Raw genomic sequence first — 16,169 nt, 5'->3', positions numbered from 1 at the left:
TTTTTAGTCATCAGTCCAATTTATTATAGAGCCATAAATTATAAATGAATAAAGCACATAGATGATATTTAATAAACATCATCTATGTGCTTTTATTTCGCTTTATTTAATTGAAATTTAAACGAGTTTCTCAACATACATATAGTTTAAGTAAGAATAATTATATTATTTAATGCCACGACGCATTTTTTCAGCTAATAATGTATTATTAAGCACCATAGTAATTGTTAATGGGCCAACGCCACCTGGAACTGGCGTAATTGCACCGGCAACTTCTTTAACTTCTTCAAATTCAACGTCACCTTTTAATTTACCATTCTCATCTGGAGTGTTACCAACGTCAACAATAACAGCGCCTTCTTTTACATCATCTTTAGTTACTAAACCTGGTTGACCAACTGCGCTGACAATAACATCAGCATCTTTCAAATGACTATGCATGTCTTTAGTACGTGAATGTAGAATAGTTACTGTAGCGTTAGCTTGTAATAATAATTTTGATACTGGTTGACCGACAATATGGCTACGACCAATAACAACTGCATTTTTACCTTCTAAATCAATATCAGCATGTTTAAGAATTTCCATAATGCCTAGTGGCGTACATGGAACAAAAGTTTGCTCATCAATATATAACTTACCGATATTTGAAGGGTGGAAGCCATCAACGTCTTTTTCAGGATTAATCGCTTCTAAGATTTTTTGTTCACTTACTTGTTTAGGAAGAGGTACTTGAACTAATATTCCACTTACTGAATCATCATTGTTTAAACGGTCTAATTCTTTTAATACTTCTTCTTCAGAAGTATCCTCATCTAAATGAACAATTTCAGAAATCATACCGATTTTTTCAGCAGCTTTCTTTTTAGAGTTTACATAGCTTTGACTCGCACCATCATTACCTACTAAGATTACGGATAATTTTGGTGTGTAACCTTTTTCTTTTAATGCTTCAACTTGATTTTGTAAACCTTGTCTGTAGTCCTTAGAAATTTGTTTCCCATCTAAAATTTTTGCAACCACAAAAAATTCCTCCTTGTTTGTTTAAATCATACTTTTACCTTAACTTTAAATCTTCTGTCACGTCAATCGATAGCTGAAAGACGTAAATTAAAAGCAAAAATTAAGTTAAAGTTCGATTTTTGATTGAAAAAGCATCTCATGATTGTTATGCTATATCTGTAATATACAACTTATCGTAACTAAATTTCAAACTTTTGAAAGGGTGTACAAAGTGAAAGTAGCGGTTATTATGGGTAGTTCTTCAGATTGGAAGGTTATGCAAGAAAGTTGTGCGATGTTAGATAAATTCGAAATACCGTACGATAAGAAAGTCGTTTCGGCACATCGTACGCCTAAATTAATGTATGAATTTGCAAGTCAAGCTAGAACACATGGATACGATGTCATTATTGCTGGTGCAGGTGGTGCTGCACATCTACCAGGAATGGTTGCATCAATGACAACAATACCAGTTATAGGTGTACCGATTGAGTCAAAAAGTTTAAAAGGATTGGATTCTTTATTATCGATTGTTCAAATGCCAGGAGGTATTCCGGTGGCTACAACTGCAATAGGTAATGCAGGTGCAAAAAATGCTGGGATATTAGCTGCGAGAATTTTAAGTATTAGTAATGAATCAGTTCGTAAACATTTAGATGAATATGAGCAAAGTCTAGTAGATAAAGTTGGTGAAATGCAAAATGAACTTCAGTAAATTAAAGTTCGGTGACACGATTGGTATTATTGGAGGCGGTCAATTAGGTAAAATGATGGCTCAATCTGCTCAAAAAATGGGCTTTAAAGTCATTTGTTTAGACCCTAACCCTGATAGTCCGTGTAAATCAGTAGCTCACGAATTTATAACTGCCGCTTATGACGATGAAGAAGCTTTGCATGAACTCGGTGAGAAATCTGATGTAATCACTTATGAGTTTGAAAATATTTCAGCTGAACAACTTATTCGTCTAACTCAAAAATTCAATATTCCTCAAGGTTATCAAGCTATTCAATTACTACAAGATCGTTTAACTGAAAAACAAACATTACAACAAGCAGGATCTAAAATTGTTCCTTTTTTACCTATTAAAGAGGAAAAAGACCTAAATGTTGTGATTAATCAATTAGGATATCCATTTATAGTTAAAACGCGTTTTGGTGGATACGACGGTAAAGGACAAGTATTAGTTAAAAATGAAGAATCCATTCAAGAAGCTAAAGATCTCATTTCACAACATGAGTGTGTAGCAGAACAATTTCTTGATATTGCACTCGAAGTTTCTTTAACTGTTACGATTGGTAACCAAAAACAAATTACGTATTTCCCTCTTCAAGAAAATGAACATCGAAATCAAATATTATTTAAAACCATTGTGCCTGCGAGAAGTGATAAGGAACAAGAAGCTAGAGATGAAGTAAATAAAATTATTAATGAAGTACATTTTGTAGGTACGTTTACAGTCGAATTCTTCATCGATAAATCAAATCATTTATATGTAAATGAAATTGCACCACGTCCACACAATTCAGGACATTATTCAATTGAAGCTTGTGATTATTCACAATTTGATACACATATATTAGCAGTTACTGGACAAAATCTTCCAAAAGAAATTGAGATTTTAAAACCTGCAGTGATGATGAATTTGTTGGGTCGCGATTTAGATTTATTAGAAGATAAGTTCGCTAATCATCCAGAATGGCATGTTCATATTTATGGGAAACCTGAACGTAAACCTAATCGTAAAATGGGACATATGACAATTTTAACGAATAATGTCGATGAAACTGAGAAAGATATGCTCAAACAGTTTGAAGGGAGAGAATAGTTAATGGCGCTATTATATGAAGGAAAAGCGAAAAGAATTTTCTCAACAGACAATGTAGGTCAATTGAGAGTTGAGTATAAAGATGAAGTTACGGCTGGTAATGGTGCAAAAAAAGACAAAATGGAAGGTAAAGGACGATTAAATAATCAAATTACCTCTATAATATTTGAATATTTAGCTCAGCATGGAATTGCGAGTCATTTTATTAAGCAGCTTTCTGAAACGGAACAATTAGTTGAAGAAGTTAAAATCATTCCACTAGAAGTTGTAGTACGTAACATAGCAACAGGTTCTATAACGAAACGTTTAGGTTTTAACAAAGGTTACGAATTCGAAGCACCGTTAGTTGAATTTTTCTATAAAAATGACGACTTAAATGACCCGTTAATTACGGATGATCACGTTAAACTTTTAAAAATAGCGAGCGATAGTGAAATTGAAACACTAAAAACTATGGCTAAAGATATTAATAAAGTATTAGTTCAATTGATGGATGAGATGGATTTAAGATTAGTTGATTTTAAAGTTGAATTTGGTAAAACTTCTGACGGTAAAATTTTATTAGCTGATGAAATTTCTCCAGATACATGTCGTATTTGGGATAAATATTCTGATTCTAACTTTGATAAAGACGTCTATCGCAATGATACAGGTTCACTTATTGACACATATACAACATTTTTAAATAAATTGGAGGAATTAAAATAATGAAAACTATTGAACTTCACATTACATTACAACCACAGGTGTTAGATACTCAAGGACAAGCACTAAATCGAGCTGTTCACGACTTAGGTTATAAACAAGTTAATGATATTCGTGTAGGTAAAGTTTTATACATGACGGTTGACGAAGCAACTGATGAAGCGGTCGATAACATTGTGACGACATTAAGTGAAAAGTTATTCGCAAACACTGTAATTGAAGAATATAGTTATAAAATCGTTGACGAAAAGGAGAATGCATAAAATGAAATTTGCAGTTCTCGTATTCCCAGGATCTAATTGTGATAGAGATATGTACAACGCAGCGATTAAGTCAGGTGCGCAAGCAGATTATGTTGATTATCGTGAGACATCATTGGAAGGTTATGATGGCGTATTAATCCCTGGTGGTTTTTCATTTGGAGACTATTTACGTTCAGGTGCAATGGCGAGTGTAGCACCAATAATTAACGAAGTAAAACGCTTGGCTAATGATGGCAAACCCGTTCTAGGTGTATGTAACGGATTCCAAATTCTCACTGAGATTGGTTTATTACCTGGTGCATTACTCCATAATGATTCTCATTTATTTATTAGCAGAAATGAAAATCTAAAAATTGCTAATAATCAAACTTCTTTTACAAATTTGTATGGTGAGAATGAAATTGTAGTTTATCCAGTAGCGCATGGCGAAGGTCATTATTATTGTACAGATGACATATATAACGAATTAGTTGAAAATAATCAAATTATCTTAACATATGAAGATAATCCAAACGGCTCTCATGAAAATATTGCAGGTATTGTAAATAAAGCAGGTAATGTTTGCGGAATGATGCCACACCCTGAACGTGCGCTTGAAAAAATTCTTGGAACTGACAGTGGCGTGAAATTATTTGAAGCAATGGTTAATAGTTGGAGGGAACAAAATGTCTAAGTTTATCGAACCTAGTATTGAAGAAATTAAGTTTGAAAAATTATATCAAGATATGGGCTTGAGTGACGCAGAATATAACAAAGTTTGTGAAATATTAGGAAGAGAACCTAATTTTACAGAGATAGGCATCTTCTCGGTTATGTGGAGTGAACACTGTTCTTACAAGCACTCTAAACCATTCTTAAAACAATTTCCAACTACTGGTGAGCATGTCTTAATGGGACCAGGTGAAGGCGCAGGTGTTGTGGATATTGGTGATAATCAAGCAGTAGTATTTAAAGTTGAATCACATAACCATCCGTCAGCTATCGAACCTTATCAAGGTGCTGCAACTGGTGTAGGTGGCATCATTAGAGATATCGTATCAATTGGAGCTAGACCAATCAATCTGTTAAACAGTCTACGTTTCGGTGAATTGTCAGTTAAACAGAACCAACGTTTACTTAAAGGTGTAGTACGTGGTATTGGCGGTTATGGAAATTGTATCGGTATACCTACAACAGCTGGAGAAATTGAATTTGATGATTGTTACGATGGAAATCCATTGGTTAATGCCATGTGTGTAGGTGTTATTGATCATGACATGATTCAAAAAGGGACTGCTAAAGGTGAAGGTAACTCAGTCATTTATGTAGGTTTAAAAACAGGCCGTGATGGTATTCATGGTGCAACTTTTGCATCCGAAGAATTAACTGAAGAAAGTGAAAGTAAAAGACCATCTGTTCAAATTGGGGACCCTTTTGTAGGTAAAAAATTAATGGAAGCCACATTAGAAGCGATTACTTTCGACGAATTAGTTGGTATTCAAGATATGGGAGCCGCTGGTTTAACATCTTCATCATCAGAAATGGCAGCTAAAGGTGGCAGTGGTCTTGAATTACATTTAGATCAAGTGCCTACACGAGAACCAGGTATTTCACCTTATGAAATGATGCTTTCTGAAACACAAGAAAGAATGTTATTAGTAGTTGAAAAAGGTACTGAACAAAAATTCTTAGATTTATTTGAAAAACATGAACTTGATAGTGCAGTTATTGGTGAAGTAACAAATACTGACCGCTTCGTACTTAAATATGAAGATGAAGTATTCGCGGATATACCGGTTCAATCACTTGCAGATGAAGCGCCGGTCTATGTTTTAGAAGGTGAAGTGAAAGAGTATAACACATCTAAAAATGACTATAGTTCTATAAATGTCGAAGAAACATTCAAGAAACTTCTAATACATCCAACGATTGCCTCAAAACATTATTTGTATGAACAATATGATCAACAAGTTGGTGCCAATACTATCATTAAACCAGGTTTACAATCTTCAGTTGTTCGTGTTGAAGGTACGAATAAAGCTGTAGCCTCTACAATTGATGGTGAAGCGCGTTATGTGTTTAATCAGCCTTATGAAGGTGGAAAAATGGTCGTAGCTGAAGCCTATCGCAATTTAATAGCAGTAGGTGCAACACCACTTGCTATGACGGATTGCTTAAATTATGGCTCTCCTGAAAAGAAAGAAATCTATCAGCAGTTAATTGATTCAACGAAAGGTATGTCAGAAGCGTGTGAAGTATTAAAAACACCGGTTGTTTCAGGTAACGTATCACTCTATAACGAAACACGTGGTACATCCATTTTCCCAACGCCTGTCGTAGGAATGGTTGGTTTAATAGAGGATATTGATTATCTGAATGATTTCCATCCTGAAGCTGGTCATAAATTATATTTAGTTGGTGAAACAAGAGATGACTTTGGTGGTAGTCAAGTTGAAAAATTATTATACGGTAAAGTCAATCATGAATTTGAAACGATTGATTTAAGTGATGAAGTTAATAAAGGAGAAGCAGTCAAGAATGCGATTAGAAGTGGCGTTGCTTCTCACGTACAAACAGTTGGTAAAGGTGGTTTATTGATCAGTTTAGCGCGTATCAGTGCTCATTATGGTTTAGGACTAGAAGCTTCAATTGACCTTTCAGATGCACAATTGTTTAGTGAAACGCAAGGTCGATATATTATTGCTGTTAAAGATGGACAGACGTTAAATATTGAGGGAGCTGTAGAAATTGGTCAATTAACAGATGTTGATGAATTTAAAGTTACTAATGCTCAAAGTTCGATTGTTGAAAAAGTCTCAGAGATTAAAGAAAGTTGGGAAGGAGCAATTGCACAATGTTTAACTACAGTGGATTAAACGAAGAATGTGGTGTGTTCGGCATTTGGAATCATTCAGAAGCCACTCAATTAACCTATATGGGACTTCACAGTTTACAACATCGTGGTCAAGAAGGTGCAGGTATTGTTGTATCAGATGGAGAAGTTTTAAAAGGTGAACGTGGTCTTGGATTGTTAACAGAAGCAATAAAAGGTGATCAAATGGATCAACTTAAAGATGGACACAACGCCATAGGCCATGTTCGCTATGCCACATCAGGTAATAAAGGGATTGAAAATATACAACCATTTTTATATCACTTTTACGATATGAGCGTTGCGATTTGCCACAATGGTAATTTAATTAATGCCCAGACGTTACGTCAATATTTGGAAAAACATGGTGCAATCTTCCATTCTTCATCTGACACTGAAGTGATTATGCATTTAATACGCAGAAGTAAAGCACCAACTTTTGAAGAAGCGTTAAAAGAGAGTTTGCGACAAATTAAAGGCGGATTCACATTTGCAATACTTACTAAAGATGCATTATATGGAGCAGTAGATCCTAATGCTATCCGTCCACTGGTAGTAGGTAAAATGCAAGATGACACGTACATCTTAGCTAGTGAAACATGTGCCATTGATGTATTAGGTGCTGAATACGTGCAAGATATCCATGCCGGAGAATATGTTGTTATTAATAATGAAGGTATTGAAGTGAAATCATATACGAGTCATACAAATACAGCCATTTCAGCTATGGAATATATTTATTTCGCTCGTCCTGATTCTACTATTGCTGGCAAAAATGTTCATGCTGTTCGTAAAGCATCTGGAAAAAAATTAGCACAAGAAAGCCCTGCAAATGCAGATATGGTTATTGGAGTACCCAACTCATCATTATCAGCTGCAAGTGGGTATGCTGAAGAAAGCCACCTACCTTATGAAATGGGGTTGGTGAAGAACCAATACGTAGCTCGTACATTTATCCAACCGACTCAAGAGTTAAGAGAACAAGGTGTCCGCGTTAAATTATCGGCAGTCAAGGATATCGTAGAAGGTAAACGAATTGTTTTAGTTGATGATTCAATTGTGCGTGGAACAACGAGTAAACGTATTGTCAGAATGTTAAAAGACTCCGGAGCAAAAGAAGTTCATGTAAGAATCGCTTCTCCAGAATTTATGTTCCCAAGCTTTTACGGAATAGATGTTTCAACGACTGCTGAACTCATATCTGCAAGTAAGTCACCACAAGAAATTTGTGATTATATTGGTGCAGACTCATTATCTTATTTAAGCGTAGACGGTCTAATTGAATCGATTGGATTAAATTATGACGCACCGTATAGTGGTTTATGTGTAGAGAGCTTTACAGGTGATTATCCAGCAGGACTATTTGATTACGAAGATAAATATTATAATAACTTAAGTCAACGTCAACAGGATTATATTAATAATCATAAACACTACTTTGATAGAGAGGGTAATATTCATGTCTAAAGCTTATGAACAATCAGGTGTTGATATTCATGCAGGTTATGAAGCGGTTGAGAGAATGTCTAGTCATGTTAAACGAACAATGCGTAAAGAGGTACTAGGTGGTTTAGGTGGATTTGGTGCTACCTTTGATTTGTCTCAATTAAATATGAAGGCGCCTGTACTAGTTTCTGGTACAGATGGTGTTGGTACTAAATTGAAATTGGCTATTGATAATGATAAACACGACACAATCGGAATAGATGCAGTAGCAATGTGTGTAAATGATATTTTGACTACTGGTGCTGAACCATTATATTTCTTAGATTATATTGCAACGAACAAAGTTGTTCCAGAAGTAATCGAACAGATTGTTAAAGGTGTAAGTGATGGATGCGAAGAGACTAACACTGCACTTATTGGTGGAGAAACAGCTGAAATGGGTGAAATGTATCATGAAGGTGAATATGACCTTGCCGGATTTGCTGTTGGAGCAGTCGAGAAAGACGACTATATTGATGGATCAGCAATTCAAGAAGGTCAAGCCATCATTGGTTTAGCCTCTAACGGAATACATTCAAATGGTTATAGCTTAGTACGTAAATTAATTAAAGAATCTGGTATTGATTTAAATGACGATTTTGATGGTCGTACGTACTTAGAAACATTTTTAGCCCCAACGCAATTATATGTTAAACCAATTCTTGCTTTGAAAAAAGCTGTTCAAATTAAAGGAATGAATCATATCACTGGTGGTGGTTTCTATGAAAACATTCCACGTGGATTACCTGATGGATTAGCAGCGAAAATTTATACACAAGCTTTTCCTACACCAAAAGTATTTGATTGGTTACAACAACAAGCTAATATTGGAACGGATGAAATGTACAATGTCTTTAATATGGGTATTGGTTTCACAGCCATAGTAGATAAAAAAGACGTTGCACAAACACTTGATATCTTAAAACAACAAGGTATTTCTTCTTACGAAATAGGTGAAATCATTGCCAATGCAGAGTCACCCATTTTACTTGAGGGGGTAGAATAGTGACTAAAGTAGCTATATTTGCATCTGGATCAGGTAGTAATTTTGAGAATATTGTGCTAAAAGCAGATAAAGGGGAGCTCAACAATATAGAAATTACTTCATTATATACTGATCATCACGATGCTTATTGTGTTGAACGAGCCAAACATTTAAAAGTAACAGTTAATATAAATGAGCCTAAGGATTTCACTACTAAAGCAGATTACGAACAACATTTAATAGAACTGTTAAAGCGTGAAGAAGTTGAATGGATAATACTTGCTGGCTATATGCGATTAATTGGATCTGATTTATTAGACGCTTACGAAGGTAAAATTTTAAACATCCATCCATCACTATTACCGAAATATAAGGGGAAAGATGCAATTGGACAAGCGTTTAATAGTGGCGATAAGGTAACTGGTTCAACTGTACATTATGTTGATAGTGGTATGGATACGGGAGAAATTATTGAACAACGACAATGTGATATAAAACAGGACGATACTAAAGAGAATTTGGAAGAACGTGTAAAGCGTTTGGAGTATGAACTTTATCCAAGTGTTATAGCTAAAGTTATTAAATAAGGAGTTAATCTAATCATGAAAAAAGCAATTTTAAGTGTCTCAAACAAAAGTGGAATAGTGGAGTTTGCTAAATCTTTAATCAAATTAGATTATGAATTATATTCAACTGGAGGAACTAAAGGTGCTTTAGAAGATGCTTCTGTAACGGTGAAATCTGTTTCAGAATTAACGCAATTTCCTGAAATTATGGACGGACGTGTTAAAACATTACACCCGGCAGTACATGGTGGCATTTTAGCAGATCGTGATAAACCTGAACATTTAGAACAGTTATCAGAACAACATATTGATTTAATCGATATGGTAGTAGTTAACTTATATCCTTTCCAAAAAACAGTCGCCAAACCGGATGTAACAGAAACAGAAGCAATTGAAAACATCGATATTGGCGGACCTACAATGTTACGTGCTGCAGCTAAAAACTTTAAACATGTGACTACAATTGTACATCCAGCTGATTATAATGAAGTCATTGAACGCATAAAGGAAGACCGACTCGATGAGGATTTCCGTAAAGAATTAATGATTAAAGTTTTTGCACATACGAACGAATATGATCATGCCATTGTAAGTTATTTCAAAGGTGATAGTGAACAATTAAGATACGGTGAAAACCCTCAGCAATCAGCGCGTTTTGTTCGTACTTCGAATAGCAAACACACAATTGCAGGTGCTAAACAATTACATGGTAAAGCTTTAAGTTTTAACAATATTAAAGATGCTGATTCTGCACTTTCACTTGTTAAGAAATTTAAAGAGCCTGCTGCCGTTGCAATTAAACATATGAACCCTTGTGGTGTTGGTATTGGCGACAATATTGAAACTGCATTTAAACATGCTTATGATGCAGATAATCAATCTATCTTTGGTGGCATTATCGCATTAAATAGAACAGTAACTGCTGATTTAGCTGAAACATTACATGCTATATTTTTAGAAGTAGTGATTGCTCCAAGATTTACTGATGAAGCTTTAGACATTTTAACTAAAAAGAAAAACATACGTCTATTAGAAATAGATATGACGATTGATAATCGTGAAGAAGAATTTGTTTCAGTTTCAGGTGGGTATTTAGTTCAAGATAAAGATAACTTTGAGGTAGCTATAGAAGACATGAAAGTAGTAACTGAAAAAGCGCCTACAGATGATCAATGGGATGCAATGCTACTTGGTTGGAAAGTGATTCCATCTGTTAAAAGTAATGCTGTTATATTGAGCAATACCAAACAAACTGTAGGCATTGGTGCAGGTCAAATGAACCGTGTTGGTTCAGCCAAAATAGCTTTAGAGCGTGCTATAGAAATGAATGACAATGTTGCTTTAGTATCAGACGGCTTTTTCCCAATGGATGATACGGTTGAATTAGCTGCAAAACATGGTGTCAAAGCCATCATACAACCGGGTGGATCAATTAAAGATCAAGACTCAATAGATATGGCGAATAAATATGGTATTGCCATGGTGACTACGGGCATGCGTCACTTTAAGCATTAATTAATCATTCAAAATAATGGAAGGGGTAATATTAATGAATGTTTTAGTTATCGGAGCAGGTGGTCGAGAGCATGCTTTGGCAAATAAATTACATCAATCACCGTTAATTGATCAATTGCACGTAATTCCAGGTAATGATGCTATGGCTAATGTTGCAAGAGTGCATACTGAGATTGCAGAGTCTGATCATGAGTCAATCTTAAACTTTGTTAAAGAAAATAAGGTTGAATGGGTGGTTGTTGGTCCTGAACAACCATTAATTGATGGTTTATCTGATAAATTACGTCAATCAGGAGTTAAAGTGTTTGGTCCTAATAAAGATGCAGCTCAAATTGAAGGATCTAAGCTGTTCGCTAAAAAAATTATGCAAAAATATAATATTCCAACAGCAAAATATAAAGAAACAAATAACAAAACAGATGCGCTGGCATATGTAAATCATTGTGATTTACCAATTGTAGTTAAAAAAGATGGTTTAGCTGCTGGTAAAGGTGTAATCATTGCTGAAACACGTGAAGACGCAATTAAAGCAGTAGAATCACTTTATCCTGAAGAACATGGTGAAGTGGTCTTTGAGCAATTTTTAGAGGGTGAAGAATTTTCATTAATGACATTTATTAACGGGGATTATGCAGTTCCATTTGATTGTATTGCGCAAGACCATAAACGTGCTTTTGATAATGATGAAGGACCAAACACTGGAGGAATGGGTGCATATTGCCCGGTGCCACATATTACTGAAGATGTCTTAGAACGCACAAATAAAGATATTGCACAGCCTATTGCAAAAGCGATGAAAGCTGAAGGTTATGATTATTTTGGATTACTTTATATTGGTGCTATTTTAACGTCAGAAGGCCCGAAAGTAATTGAATTTAATGCGCGCTTTGGTGATCCTGAAGCTCAAGTTTTATTAAGTCGTTTGGAAAGTGATTTAATGGCTCAAATTGTTGCTTTAGATCGTAAAGAACCTATTCTATTTCAATGGCAAGATGATTTTGTTGTAGGAGTTATGCTAGCTTCTAAAGGATATCCAGGTGCTTATGAAAAAGGAGCTAAAGTAACAGGCTTTGAATTAAATGATACTTATTTTGTGAGTGGATTGCGTAAAGAAGATGATGCATTTGTTACTTCAGGAGGCAGAGTTATATTAGCTGTTGGAAAAGGAGAAACAATTGAAGAAGCGCAAAAAGCAGCCTATAAAAATGTAGAAAAAATTAAGAGTGATAATCTATTTTATCGTAGTGATATTGGAAATAAAGCATTAAAATAAGTGAATATATAATTGTAGCCTGAGACATAATTCAATGACTCAGGCTACAATTATACAATTATATATTGGCAGTAGTTGACTGATTTAAAAATGCCATTGTAACAAGCTTTTTTAATTCTAATCAACCTTGCCTGGTAGGCGGGCCTCAGCAAAGAGAATTTCATTAAGAAACTCTACAAGCTAAACAAGTTGGGGTTTGGGGCCCCAGCAAAGAGAATTTCATTAAGAAATTATACAAGCTAAGCAAGCTGGGGTTACAACGAAATAAATTTTGAAAAATATTATTACTGTCCCACTTCCTTGTATCTATGATGTATAACCTGATACTCGTGCATCAGTAATGCCTGTTATAGGGAAGTATTGTGAAAGATAAAATGCGATAATTAGTATAGCCACAACGCAAATAATAAATAAAATATCTTTATTAGAAAATGGTGCTTTATAATAATAGGTTCTAGGACCGTCCTTAAAACCCTTAGATTCCATCGCAACAGACAATTGATGTGCTCGACGAATATTTTGACTTAATATTGGTATCAATAAATGTTTTAATCGTTTTAGACCTCTATAATTTGAAGCATCAATCATTTGATAACGCATTTTCAATGACCGTCTTAATTGAATTAATGAAGTGAAAATGAGAGGCACCATTCTAATTGCAGCCATAAATGCATATGCAATTTTTGGTTTTACTTTTAAATGTTGCATCAAACTGTAAAAAATCATTACAATTTCGGATGTTAATGCTAATAAAATACCAAACATAGAGACTGTTATAGTTCTTAGTGATAAATGTAAACCACGTACGATGCTTTCAGTACTAATTTGAATGATACCCCATTTAAATAACATATGCGTACCATCACCATAAAGAATCATAAATAATGATGATAATAAGGCAAACAAGACAGAGGCTAAAATAAATGCACCGGTGATTTTAAATTGAGTCCCATTAAATGCCATTAAAAAAATAAACATAATTATTGTTATATAAATCATATAATCAAAATTGTGAACAAAAATAATGAAAATAAATAATGATACACCAAGTAAAAGTTTTGTAATGATATTAACGTCATCTACAAAGGAATAATGTTTCTTCCAACGTTCAAACATTTGATTCACCTTCCTTCTCGATGAGTTGGTTGTCTTCAGCTATTAAACGACGTGTTGGATAACGATGTATGATTTCAGGATCGTGAGTAACCATAATAATGGTTTGTCCATTAGAAACTCTTTCCTGGAATAGTTCAATTAATTGAAAAGTATTATGGCTATCCAGTCCAAATGTAGGTTCATCAAGTAAGATGATTTCTGCTCGTGAACTAAGTGCAGTGGCCACACTAAGTCGTCGTTTTTGTCCCATAGATAATTCAAAAGGATGTTGATTTTTAACAGCTTCTAAATGTAATAACTTTAATAGTTTCATCGTTTCTTTTTCAGCGATTGATGGTTCTTGATGATTATAATGAATATATATTTCTTCATAAACTGAATTTGTTATGAATTGTAATTCTGGGTTTTGATAAACTAAATACATATGTTGAGCTGCGTCTTTAATTTTCTTTAACGTAGTATTTTTATATGACATAACGCCTTCATATTTTATTAGTTGCATCATAGATTCTAATAATGTTGTTTTACCTGTACCATTTTTCCCTGTAATAGTAATCCATTCTCCAGAACGAACAGTTAATTCGGGTACTTGGAACAAATGTTTTTTTCCTCTAATAATATTACCATTTTTATAGGCAAATAGCGTTTCATCTGTATTATGTGAAAATTTAGATGATTCTGGGGCATGGTCCCAAGCTTGTGGATGCCATACACCAAATTCTGTGAGTAAACTTTCGCAATTTTTCAACACATAATCTGGTGTTCCATCTGCTATGATTTGACCCTCATAATTCATTAAAATGACTCTATCCACGTGTTCCCAGATGTGTTCAACTTTATGTTCTACTATAAGTACAGTTTGATCAGACCATAGTTGAATAAGTCTTTGCCATAAATCAGCTGTAGCATCTACATCTAACATGGCAGTTGGTTCATCTAAGAATAATGTATTAGCTTCTTGTAAAATAGTTTCTACAATAGCGAGTTTTTGTTTCATGCCACCACTTAAATGATTGACAAAAGTATTATCAGTAACATTTAAATCAACAGAAGCAAGAGCTTCTTCAATGAGTGGATCCATTTGACTTCGTGGTACTTGTTTGTTTTCAAGAACAAATGCAAGTTCCTCATACACTTTAGGCATACAAAATTGAGTATCTGGATCTTGAAAAATAACGCCGGAGTGTGGGTCAATTTCAAGCTCATCATATTTCATCGGTAATTCAATTAGATTTGGAACGATACCACTTAAAACATTAAGCAATGTGCTCTTACCAGATCCAGAAGGACCTAGTAAAAGCACTTTTTCTTTATCTTTAATTTCAATATTTAAATTATCGAAGATTTTACGTTCGCCGTTAGGATATTTTAGACGTAAATTTTTCGCTTTTAACACTTTAATTTCCCCTTATAGGTTGTCGTAGTCTTTTTGAGATGCAGGGCGGAATAATTTCGTTACGCCTGTTTGATCTAATGCTTTAACAATCAGATAAGATAATAAACCTGCGATTACTATACCACTAATAGAACGGAAGATAATGAATAAAAGAAGGTTCCATCCTGCTACTTCAGCTAAATAGCCATAATAATAATCAACTGGGAATGATATTAAAGCAGTTGCTAATCCTGCTAATACAGCAACCATTAATGATCTAGATTTATATTTGAAAATAGCAAAAATAATTTCACAAGCTAAACCTTGAAGAATAGCATATACAATTGTAGGAATATCAAATTTACCCATAACGATTGTTTCACCAGCGCCTGCAGCAAATTCTGCAATTAGTGCAATACCAGGCTTAGGAATTATTAAATACGCAACTATAGCTGCCATAAACCAAACGCCATAAGTTAATTGTTCAATGTGAACACCGGCAACTTGGGCCACATTATATGCAAACCACCATAAATTATAAATAATTGCAAATACTACTGCAATCAGAACAGTTACTAATATTTCTGAAAGCTTTAAACCTTTTGACATGTTATTTCCTCCTAAAAAAAACGCACAACCATCCGTAGAAAGTTGTGCGTGAATTTAAATAAAATGATATATGTATTTACCACAATTATTTATATTAGCAACACTTTCCTACGCTAGTTTTAACTAGTTCAGGTTCAAAGGGTTCGAGGTTAAACCTCATCTCAGTATACACACCCCTAGTGCGTTTTATATTTAATTTATTTTAAATGTATGACTTTTAAGATTTAATGTCAAGATGATTTTACTAAGTTACAAATAAAAAGGAGGATTAGATTTGATTTTACTTTGAACACGCTGTTTCTTAATACATTTAGCATGTGAAATCTCTAGAATATTTAAACCTTGTAGTAAAAAAAAACTGGGAAAAGCTCGAAAAGAGCGTTCTCTCAGTTTTAGTTAACTACTACTTTTTAGCAGTGTAGCAGTTAAATATTATATTGTTCTCAACTTCAGCGAATTGAGATTTCTTAATAATTAATCTAAAGTGTCTTGAACATCTTTTTTAGTTTGCTCAATATCATCTGATTTTTCTTCGTTTTGTTCTTTTAATTTTTCTTCAACTTCTTTTGCTTTTTTAGCATCTTCGTTTGTCATAATT

16 protein-coding genes and 1 riboswitch are annotated in these 16,169 nt (G+C 34.2%); of the genes, 11 read left to right on the top strand and 5 right to left on the bottom strand.

Translation table 11 applies throughout. The features are described from left to right. Window positions 1-165: 165 nt before the first annotated feature. Window positions 166-1,023: a bifunctional methylenetetrahydrofolate dehydrogenase/methenyltetrahydrofolate cyclohydrolase FolD gene (gene folD / locus HMPREF2715_RS05300; RefSeq protein WP_070581311.1), complete on the bottom strand. Its 858-nt coding sequence runs from the start codon at window positions 1,021-1,023 to the stop codon at window positions 166-168. Window positions 1,024-1,234: 211 nt separating this feature from the next. On the opposite strand from folD, the gene purE reads away from it, so the two are divergent. The 11 genes from purE to purD are packed head-to-tail and all read left to right on the top strand — an operon-like array spanning window position 1,235 to window position 12,471. Then, window positions 1,235-1,717, top strand: a complete 483-nt coding sequence (gene purE / locus HMPREF2715_RS05295) for a 5-(carboxyamino)imidazole ribonucleotide mutase (protein ID WP_037549288.1) — start codon at window positions 1,235-1,237, stop codon at window positions 1,715-1,717. Beyond that, window positions 1,704-2,828 (top strand): 5-(carboxyamino)imidazole ribonucleotide synthase, encoded by a 1,125-nt coding sequence (gene purK, locus HMPREF2715_RS05290; protein WP_070581310.1) that lies wholly within the window; start codon window positions 1,704-1,706, stop codon window positions 2,826-2,828. Before purE ends, purK begins: the two co-directional genes overlap by 14 nt. Window positions 2,829-2,831: 3 nt before the next feature. Then, window positions 2,832-3,536: a phosphoribosylaminoimidazolesuccinocarboxamide synthase gene (gene purC, locus HMPREF2715_RS05285; protein ID WP_070581309.1), complete on the top strand. Its 705-nt coding sequence runs from the start codon at window positions 2,832-2,834 to the stop codon at window positions 3,534-3,536. Next, complete coding sequence (gene purS / locus HMPREF2715_RS05280; protein ID WP_033079949.1) at window positions 3,536-3,796, top strand: phosphoribosylformylglycinamidine synthase subunit PurS; 261 nt, start codon at window positions 3,536-3,538, stop codon at window positions 3,794-3,796. The genes purC and purS overlap by 1 nt, the downstream gene beginning before the upstream one ends. Window position 3,797: 1 nt before the next feature. Beyond that, complete coding sequence (purQ, locus tag HMPREF2715_RS05275) at window positions 3,798-4,469, top strand: phosphoribosylformylglycinamidine synthase I (protein WP_070581308.1); 672 nt, start codon at window positions 3,798-3,800, stop codon at window positions 4,467-4,469. Beyond that, the gene (gene purL, locus HMPREF2715_RS05270; RefSeq protein ID WP_070581307.1) at window positions 4,462-6,651 is read left to right on the top strand and encodes a phosphoribosylformylglycinamidine synthase subunit PurL; all 2,190 of its coding nucleotides are present in this window, start codon (window positions 4,462-4,464) and stop codon (window positions 6,649-6,651) included. Before purQ ends, purL begins: the two co-directional genes overlap by 8 nt. Beyond that, window positions 6,630-8,114, top strand: a complete 1,485-nt coding sequence (gene purF / locus HMPREF2715_RS05265; RefSeq protein WP_070581306.1) for an amidophosphoribosyltransferase — start codon at window positions 6,630-6,632, stop codon at window positions 8,112-8,114. Before purL ends, purF begins: the two co-directional genes overlap by 22 nt. Then, a complete protein-coding gene (gene purM, locus HMPREF2715_RS05260; RefSeq protein ID WP_070440301.1) occupies window positions 8,107-9,138 on the top strand; it encodes a phosphoribosylformylglycinamidine cyclo-ligase in 1,032 nt (343 codons plus the stop codon). The genes purF and purM overlap by 8 nt, the downstream gene beginning before the upstream one ends. Then, complete coding sequence (gene purN / locus HMPREF2715_RS05255; RefSeq protein ID WP_070581305.1) at window positions 9,138-9,704, top strand: phosphoribosylglycinamide formyltransferase; 567 nt, start codon at window positions 9,138-9,140, stop codon at window positions 9,702-9,704. Before purM ends, purN begins: the two co-directional genes overlap by 1 nt. 15 nt (window positions 9,705-9,719) lie before the next feature. Then, window positions 9,720-11,198, top strand: a complete 1,479-nt coding sequence (purH, locus tag HMPREF2715_RS05250; protein WP_070678564.1) for a bifunctional phosphoribosylaminoimidazolecarboxamide formyltransferase/IMP cyclohydrolase — start codon at window positions 9,720-9,722, stop codon at window positions 11,196-11,198. A gap of 34 nt (window positions 11,199-11,232) precedes the next feature. Then, a complete protein-coding gene (gene purD / locus HMPREF2715_RS05245; RefSeq protein ID WP_070581303.1) occupies window positions 11,233-12,471 on the top strand; it encodes a phosphoribosylamine--glycine ligase in 1,239 nt (412 codons plus the stop codon). A gap of 306 nt (window positions 12,472-12,777) precedes the next feature. On the opposite strand, the gene HMPREF2715_RS05240 is transcribed toward purD, so the two are convergent. The 4 genes from HMPREF2715_RS05240 to graF all read right to left on the bottom strand — a co-directional run bounded on the left by HMPREF2715_RS05240 (window position 12,778) and on the right by graF (window position 16,165). Then, window positions 12,778-13,587 carry an energy-coupling factor transporter transmembrane component T family protein gene (locus HMPREF2715_RS05240; RefSeq protein WP_070440293.1) on the bottom strand — a complete coding sequence of 270 codons (810 nt, stop codon included), beginning with the start codon at window positions 13,585-13,587 and terminating at the stop codon, window positions 12,778-12,780. Next, window positions 13,580-14,983 carry an ABC transporter ATP-binding protein gene (locus HMPREF2715_RS05235; protein ID WP_070581301.1) on the bottom strand — a complete coding sequence of 468 codons (1,404 nt, stop codon included), beginning with the start codon at window positions 14,981-14,983 and terminating at the stop codon, window positions 13,580-13,582. The genes HMPREF2715_RS05240 and HMPREF2715_RS05235 overlap by 8 nt, the downstream gene beginning before the upstream one ends. Before the next feature lie 12 nt (window positions 14,984-14,995). Then, window positions 14,996-15,571, bottom strand: a complete 576-nt coding sequence (locus HMPREF2715_RS05230; protein ID WP_053017839.1) for an ECF transporter S component — start codon at window positions 15,569-15,571, stop codon at window positions 14,996-14,998. A gap of 88 nt (window positions 15,572-15,659) precedes the next feature. Then, a riboswitch (TPP riboswitch) is annotated at window positions 15,660-15,759 on the bottom strand. Window positions 15,760-16,045: 286 nt separating this feature from the next. Next, complete coding sequence (gene graF / locus HMPREF2715_RS12145; RefSeq protein ID WP_107609884.1) at window positions 16,046-16,165, bottom strand: glycopeptide resistance-associated protein GraF; 120 nt, start codon at window positions 16,163-16,165, stop codon at window positions 16,046-16,048. Window positions 16,166-16,169: the final 4 nt, after the last annotated feature.

This window comes from Staphylococcus sp. HMSC062A01, from assembly GCF_001836805.1.
Taxonomy (GTDB): domain Bacteria; phylum Bacillota; class Bacilli; order Staphylococcales; family Staphylococcaceae; genus Staphylococcus; species Staphylococcus haemolyticus.
This window is presented reverse-complemented; position numbering and strand designations above follow the sequence as displayed.